Raw genomic sequence first — 6,838 nt, forward strand, 5'->3', positions numbered from 1 at the left:
GCTGGCGCAGCGGCAGGGGTTCCGGCTGGAGCGCTGGGAAGAGCGAGAGCTGCCTCCCAACCGTCGCTCCCTGCCACCGCCACGCACGGCTCACCAGGCATTGCTGAAGAGGCGCATGCATACAGAAACGATTCTCACCCTTTCCTCCCCCTGATGCCGATGCCCGAGAGCAGCAGGAGGGGAAACGGGCCAGAAGCCACTCTTTCGCCCTCCTTCGCGAACGGGTGCGCTTCGCGTGCCCGGCGTTGTTTCCCACCAAAGGAGGCCCCGATGGGTCTGCCAGTGTCACCCCCACCAACCCAGGAACTAGAGGCTGTCTATCAGCGTCTGCTCGCTCAAGACCCCACTGCACCGGACGACTTTGCGGAGCTGGTTCTTGAGCCATTAACCGCTCAGCTGCGCCTGCGCTACGCCTCTATCCCAGATCCTCAGCTGCTTCAGGACGCCGTGACTGACTCACTGCTAACGTTTCTTGAACACCCAGAGCGTTATCGGCCAGAGCGCGGCAGTCTGTGGCACTACCTTGTGATGAACGCCGAAGGCGATCTTCGTAACGCCCTCAGTCGTTACCAACGCGAGCAGCAGCGCCAGATTCCTCTTTCGTCTGTCGCACTTCCTCTCTCGCCAGGGAATAGTTCCATAGAAGAGGTGAGGCCCTGGCAGGAGGCGGAAGCAAGGCTTGTGCTGAGCGCCCCACCGCTGCAGAAGCTGCTCAAGCGCCTGCGCAGCGAAACATTTACACCCATCGAATGGCGCATCGTCGCCCTCATGCTCCAGGGGGAGAGACGGACGGGCATCTACGCGGCGGAACTGGGACTGACGCACTTATCCATTGAGGAGCAGCGCAAGCAAGTCAAGCGAGTGAAAGATCGCTTGCGTTTACGACTCAAGAGGCACGGAGTACGTTTTGATGAACAGTAAACCTTCACCGGCGCTGGTCTATGCGGCCCAGCGAGCGGCTCAGAGAAGCTTTTTCCTGGCCAGTGCCCTGCGCCAGTACCAGGATCTGCACCAGCTTGATGAGCAAGGGCTGGCCCGTGACCTTGGCTGCGCGGCAGAGGATCTGCCGCGCCTTGCCCTCTGTCGCCGGCCCGTGGGGACCTCAGCGACTTTCCTGGACGATGTGGAGCAGCTGACTCGGCGCTTTCATCTGAAGGATGGGCGCCTGCTGGCCTTGATTCGCCAGGTCGAGGCGCTGGAAGCTTTGCAGACCCACATGGCGCGCGCCTCTCAGAGAGAGAGCCTGCTGCAGGCAGCGCGCGATCGCGAGGAGGGGCAAGAGCCATGATGATGTCACTGCCCGCCTGGGTAACAGAGGAGGCCGCCGCCTTCTGGCGCTCCGTGGCCTGTGAGCCAACCTATCCCTGTGATCTGGCACCGATCGCCGGACGTGCCTACCCGGTCGCGATCTTCTCACTCACCCGCTTGAGTGTGGAGCGGGTTGAGCGCTGGCTACAGCAGCGGGGAATCGCCTACTGCTCCAGCTGTGCTGAACGCCCGCTTCACGGTTGCCTCATCGCCGTGCGAGGACACGGGCTGATCTTTGTTGACCACAGCGATCCACCCGAAGAGCAGCGCTATACCCTGGCCCACGAGCTAGCCCATTTTCTGCACGACTACCTCCAGCCCCGGCAACGCGCCATCCGGCTCCTGGGGCCGTCGATCCTCCCCGTGCTCGATGGTGAGCGTCCTCCTACCTTCGAGGAGCGACTTGACGCCATCCTGGCCAGCTGCAAGCTCGGCTTCTATCTGGACCTGTTGCCGCGAACAACTGATGATATGGAGCGGGTCAGCGCCCTGCTGCGCGCCGAGCGAGAGGCCGATCGCCTGGCCCTTGAACTGCTCGCGCCCGCCGAGCGGGTGCTCTCCCAGGTCGACCAGCAGCTCCAGAAGGGCGAAGACCCGGCAGAGAAGAGACGCATCGCCCGGCACCTGCTGGTCGCCAGCTATGGCCTGCCGCCGGCCATCGCTCAGGGCTACGCCGTCCTGCTCTTCCCGGCGACAACCCAGCGCTCTATCGCTCGTCTGCTCGGCTTTCGCGATTGACACCGGCTATTTGCAGAAACTGTCGCACTTTTCCGGGAGCAAGGGAATATGTAGTAGAAACACTGCAGGATTGGTTGTTCAATGAAGGAGCGGATGAGATGCCTCCACAAGATGAGCCATTGCTGGTGGACGCCCGTACCTATGAGGAGGCATATGGGGAGTCGCTTGAGGAAACACTGGACATTGAGAGGTGGCAGGGAGGCAGCGATCTAGAAGCACTCTATCGCAAACTAGAGGCCGAAATTGCCGAGGCTGTGGTCTTTGAGCAGGCTCAGCGCGAACCGATTCGCCGCGAGGTCTTTCCGCGCATTGCCAGGCGCCCTGGCGCTCCACGGGGCGCCGGGTGCTATCGGGTCTCGTTTGATGACCTGCGCTACGCTCACCGCGCCCTGCTCTTTAACGGAGCGGTCGAGGCCTGTGATGGCACGAGCCAGCGCTACGACAGCCTGCCCATCACGATCACTCAGTTAGGGGTTTGCCTGGTCTCCTATCAGGGAGACCAGGGGTCCTGGTCGCAGCGCCTCTTTCGCCGCGACCTGCGAGCGACGACCGGTAGGCCACTGGAGGATCTGCTAGCGCTGCTGGAACGGCGTAGCCAGCGCGGCAGCATCGAGGTTGAGGAACAGAGCCGATTGAGCGAGCTGGCTCGCCGCGGCATCATGAGCTATGCCGAGCGGGCGGTGCTCACCTGGAAGGCTCAGGCTCCCTGGCGCCTGGGCCACGGCCCTCCTGTCCCTTACGAGCTACTGACCGGCTCGGGCAGCATGGAGCTGTTCACGCGCAGCCTGGCCATGCTGGAGGAGCTGCTGCTTGGTCATCGTAAGGTGGTCTTTGTGCAGAGCGACACTCAGAGGCGCCATTGGCTGACCATCGGCCAGGCCCTTGAGCCACTGGAGTTCCTCGTTCTGGAGACCATTGAGGAGCAGCTGCTTGAAATCGCCACCAGGGGACACTATCCCGCTCAATTCAAACAGCAGGCGGAGCGCTTCAGCCACGAGGTCGGCTCGCAGGTGGTGATGGGTGTCTACCGCGCTTCGGCCTATGCCCCACCTTACATCTTCTATAGTCACATCGACCATGTCTTTGAGGCCGCGCTGATCGCTCTGGCAGATAGCGTCTTGCACAAGCACCGGGGCTTTCCCCTGCTCATCGATCTGGCTGACGCCATCTGCCGCGTGGTCTTTGGCAATGACATCTTTGAAGATGCCATTCACACGGCTTATGTCCATGCCGGTGAACCGTTCCGCTTTGTCAGTGAGCGCCGGACACGCTCCAGAAAGTAGCAGGCCGCGCAATGAAGAAGCAGCACGACGATTCCAACCACTCTCTCTGGTCCTTTGAGGAGCAGCCCCCGGCAAAACCCGCGCGGACGCAGCGTCATCGCAATGGCACACCAGTCGAGGGCGCCGCGCAGCGGATTGAGGAGAAGGGAGATAGAGGAGGAGGAGAAGAGACTATCAAGCCCTTTCCTCGCGAGGTCTTCGCACGTATCGCCGAGGATGCAGAGCACGCCGGCGGAGAATGGCAGGAGCAGAATTTCGGCCCTGGCTATGTAGGCCAAACCCTCTTCGACACCCCGGCCAGCGAGGATAATACCGTGACCGTTGTCCTCCCGCAGGCCAACATCGGGAAAGTACCGGCACAGGCACCGGTCCGCATCGAGAGCACCGACAAGCGCTCCTACCTGGGGATCGTGGTCCGCGGGCCATTTGCCGAACCGGATGGCATCCGCGGCGACTCGCCGATCGTGATCACGACCTCCGTCCACGATGCTGTTTTCTTGCCAGACTATCACGGGCGCGTCCAGGTTCAGCTACTGGGCGAGGAGCTAGGAGGTAAAGGTGGCCAGCTGGTTCCGCAGCGCTTCCGCCCTTTGCCCAAAAGCCCCGTCTACGTGCTCACCAGCGAAGAAATGGCCCGTGTGCTCAAATTGAACGGCGAGATCGAGCTGGGCCTGGCCATTGGTCATGAGGAGCTGGTCGTGCGCGTCCCCGCCAGGCGCAAGTCGCTCTGGTTTCGCCACGTCGGCATTCTGGGGACGACCGGCGGTGGCAAGTCCACGACCGTTTCCGGCCTGGTGAGCCAGCTCCAGCGTCAGGGCTTCGCCACGATACTCATCGATACCGAAGGCGAATATACCACTATTGACGAGCCGGCAGACGACGAAGCGATGCTCGCCGCTCTGCAGCGGCGCCGGAAGCAGCCTGCAGGCGTGGAGGGGGTCACCATCTATCATCTGGTAGGGCGGCGAACCGCCAATCCGCAGCCGAAGCATGCCACCGTCCAGCCCTTCTGTCTCTCGTTTGAGCAGCTCTCTCCGTATCTTGTGTGCGAGCTATTGGAGATGACAGAGGCCCAGCAAGAGCGCTATCTACGCGCCTACGATATCACCAAGCAGCTTTTGCAGCAATTGAAGATTTCGCCCAGAGCTGGAGAAGATGCCAGCTGGCTGTTGGAGCTGGATGAGCTGGAGGAAGGCTATCGAGGCATGCGCCTGGAGCACATCTATGATGTGGTCCGCGCCTGCTCTTCCCTTGTCGAGAAGGCCGAGGAAAACATCGAGTTCAGTAGCCCGGACTTTAAAGCAGCCTCCCAGACTGTCCTTCAGAAGATTAAGTCTGCAGCCAGGGGGCTGCCAGGAGCGCCCCCGAGCTGGAAAGCCCTGCAGGGGAAGCTCAGGCGCTTGTTGAATCTGCGCATCTTCGACAATCGTAAGGCTCAGCCGCTGCGGTACGACCAGATGCTGCGCCAAGGGCAGGTTGCGATTATTGACCTCAGCGATACCGACTCGCCACAGATCAATAATCTGGTGATCGCCGAGCTGCTACGCGGAGTGCATCGCCATCAGGATGAGCACTACGCCCGTCTTGAGCGACAGCAAGAGCGGCAGGCGGGGCTGTTGGCAGGAGCTGACCAGGCGCAGGCCGCCAAAGAGGGCGAGGGGTTGGTCCCGGTTATGGTGATCATCGAAGAGGCGCACGAGTTCTTGTCGGCGGAGCGCGTGCGCCAGATGCCAACTCTGTTCCAGCAGGTGGCGCGCATCGCCCGGCGTGGGCGTAAGCGCTGGCTGGGATTGACCTTTGTGACTCAGCTACCGCAGCATCTGCCCGACGAGGTGTTGGGTCTCATCAACAATGTGATTCTGCATAAGATCACCGATGCCAACGTCATCAGCCGCCTGAAGCGGAGCATCGGCGGCATCGATGAGGGACTCTGGACGCGGCTGCCCAATCTGGCCCCAGGGCAGGCGATTGTTGCTCTGGATGGGATGATCCAGCCTTTCCTGGTGGCCATCGATCCCACCCCCTGCAAGCTACGCATGGTCGATTAGCTTGCCCCGGCCAGCGAGCGGTTTCCTACACATTCTTCGGGAAAGTTACTACCAATCACAAGGTGGGCACGGGAGGGTCAGGGGCGCGTGCCGGGATATCCGCACAGAGCATCGGCGCTCGGCTTCAGCACCTCGGCAGAAGCAAGGGAGGGCCGCTAACTCTGCCTGGACCAGCCCGGCACGCGCCTGGAGTGAAAATAGCCAGGCGACCGGGTCCAGATGCAGACGAGCGATCAGGCGCCGGTCAGAGGCAACCGTTGTCACAGGAGCCACAGGCAAAGCACAGGGCCGGGCAGCTCCGAGGTGCCAAGCCGGCGCTCAGCTCAGGGCTTCTGCCCATAGGCCGCCACGAAGCGGTACATCGTCTTCAGCTGATTGCACTCTTGAAAGACGGCATCCAGCAGTGCCTGATACTCCGAGGGCTCCATACGAAAGCGCATCGCGACCGCCCCACTCAGCGCTGCGCAGGCTTCACGAATATCTAGTGCCAATAGAGAGCCGACACGTCCCCCCCAGTCTCCCAGAGGTACCTCGATTTCATACCGCTGCACTTGCACCAGTCCCGCCTCGCTCAAATAGCGATCCAGTGAATTGGCAACCTCCCCCGAGCCATCAATTCCTTGCAGCGAGACAAGTTCCTGAAGCATGTTTTGCATACGCTGAGTCAGTGGTCCAGCAGGAGCAGATTGAGTATTGCCTTCCAACAGCTCCACCCAGCCCCCACGAGCGGTCACTCGTACCAGCTCACGCACCACCTGGGGCCAGACTGCTAGTGGAACTGCTGCCCACAAGAAGCGCTGATGAACAAAATCAAAGGTACTGTCAGCAAAAGGCAGGCCAGCGAGCACGTCTCCACTGACAAAGCGATAGTTGGGTGGTGGCGACATCGAGTTTTTGGCCTGCTCCACATCCAGACCGACCACGCTGGCCTGGGGGAACTCCCTCGCCACCTCGTAGGCCCACTGACCAGTACCACAGCCAACATCGAGAATCTGGCGCGGTGCTTGAAGTGGGGCCAGATAGTTGCGGCGCAGGATAGCACGCAGCACATAGTGCTGAAAGTCCAGACGGTTGACCTCCTTGAGGTCTTTGGGTAGTAGATAGGGCTGCTCCTCCAAGTAGCGTCGCTCTTCGGTATCAGCCCGGCCAGGTAGGGTCATCTCTCCTGCCCAGCTGCGAGGACGGGCCGGTGGAGGAGCATCGGGGAGCGGCTGAGAGGGGCCGGTGGGGGCCGTCGCGCTCTTGCGTCTGAAGAACCACCAGGGCACGCTGGTACCTCCTCGTTCTCTAGTCTGGAAGAGTCTTTGGGGGTGGAGCTATGAGAACACTCCTCAGTGTAGATAAGATGATGATAGGTGTCAATATAGAGGAGTGGTAAGAACATCTGGCCGTTCGTTTTTCACACATTTTTAATGTCTTACAATGACAGCAGCTGTCGACCGGCCTGGAAAGCGCAGAGAG

At 61.1% G+C, this 6,838-nt stretch carries 6 protein-coding genes; 5 read left to right on the plus strand and 1 reads right to left on the minus strand.

Going from position 1 to position 6,838, the window contains the following annotated elements; all coding sequences use genetic code 11:
• Positions 1-270: 270 nt before the first annotated feature.
• The 5 genes from IRZ31_RS19070 (at position 271) to IRZ31_RS19090 (ending at position 5,377) form a co-directional block, all read left to right on the plus strand.
• Positions 271-921, plus strand: a complete 651-nt coding sequence (locus IRZ31_RS19070; RefSeq protein WP_297156617.1) for a sigma factor — start codon at positions 271-273, stop codon at positions 919-921.
• Positions 911-1,288 carry a hypothetical protein gene (locus IRZ31_RS19075; RefSeq protein WP_297156620.1) on the plus strand — a complete coding sequence of 126 codons (378 nt, stop codon included), beginning with the start codon at positions 911-913 and terminating at the stop codon, positions 1,286-1,288. The genes IRZ31_RS19070 and IRZ31_RS19075 overlap by 11 nt, the downstream gene beginning before the upstream one ends.
• Complete coding sequence (locus IRZ31_RS19080) at positions 1,285-2,046, plus strand: ImmA/IrrE family metallo-endopeptidase (protein WP_297156623.1); 762 nt, start codon at positions 1,285-1,287, stop codon at positions 2,044-2,046. The genes IRZ31_RS19075 and IRZ31_RS19080 overlap by 4 nt, the downstream gene beginning before the upstream one ends.
• 98 nt (positions 2,047-2,144) lie before the next feature.
• Positions 2,145-3,329, plus strand: coding sequence for a hypothetical protein (locus IRZ31_RS19085; protein ID WP_297156626.1), 1,185 nt, complete (start codon positions 2,145-2,147; stop codon positions 3,327-3,329).
• Between the two features lie 11 nt (positions 3,330-3,340).
• Positions 3,341-5,377, plus strand: coding sequence for an ATP-binding protein (locus IRZ31_RS19090; protein WP_297156629.1), 2,037 nt, complete (start codon positions 3,341-3,343; stop codon positions 5,375-5,377).
• A gap of 323 nt (positions 5,378-5,700) precedes the next feature.
• Here the strand turns inward: IRZ31_RS19090 and IRZ31_RS19095 are convergent, their stop codons facing one another.
• Complete coding sequence (locus IRZ31_RS19095) at positions 5,701-6,645, minus strand: class I SAM-dependent methyltransferase (protein ID WP_297156632.1); 945 nt, start codon at positions 6,643-6,645, stop codon at positions 5,701-5,703.
• Positions 6,646-6,838 lie beyond the last annotated feature (193 nt).

This window comes from Thermogemmatispora sp. (assembly GCF_019683635.1).
Lineage (GTDB): Bacteria > Chloroflexota > Ktedonobacteria > Ktedonobacterales > Ktedonobacteraceae > Thermogemmatispora.

Excerpts from the sequence above, each read along its gene's own strand:
- IRZ31_RS19085 (WP_297156626.1), top strand. The coding sequence starts at position 2,145 with ATGCCTCCACAAGATGAGCCATTGCTGGTGGACGCCCGTACCTATGAG.
- IRZ31_RS19075 (WP_297156620.1), top strand. The coding sequence starts at position 911 with ATGAACAGTAAACCTTCACCGGCGCTGGTCTATGCGGCCCAGCGAGCG.
- IRZ31_RS19090 (WP_297156629.1), top strand. The coding sequence starts at position 3,341 with ATGAAGAAGCAGCACGACGATTCCAACCACTCTCTCTGGTCCTTTGAG.
- IRZ31_RS19070 (WP_297156617.1), top strand. The coding sequence starts at position 271 with ATGGGTCTGCCAGTGTCACCCCCACCAACCCAGGAACTAGAGGCTGTC.
- IRZ31_RS19080 (WP_297156623.1), top strand. The coding sequence starts at position 1,285 with ATGATGATGTCACTGCCCGCCTGGGTAACAGAGGAGGCCGCCGCCTTC.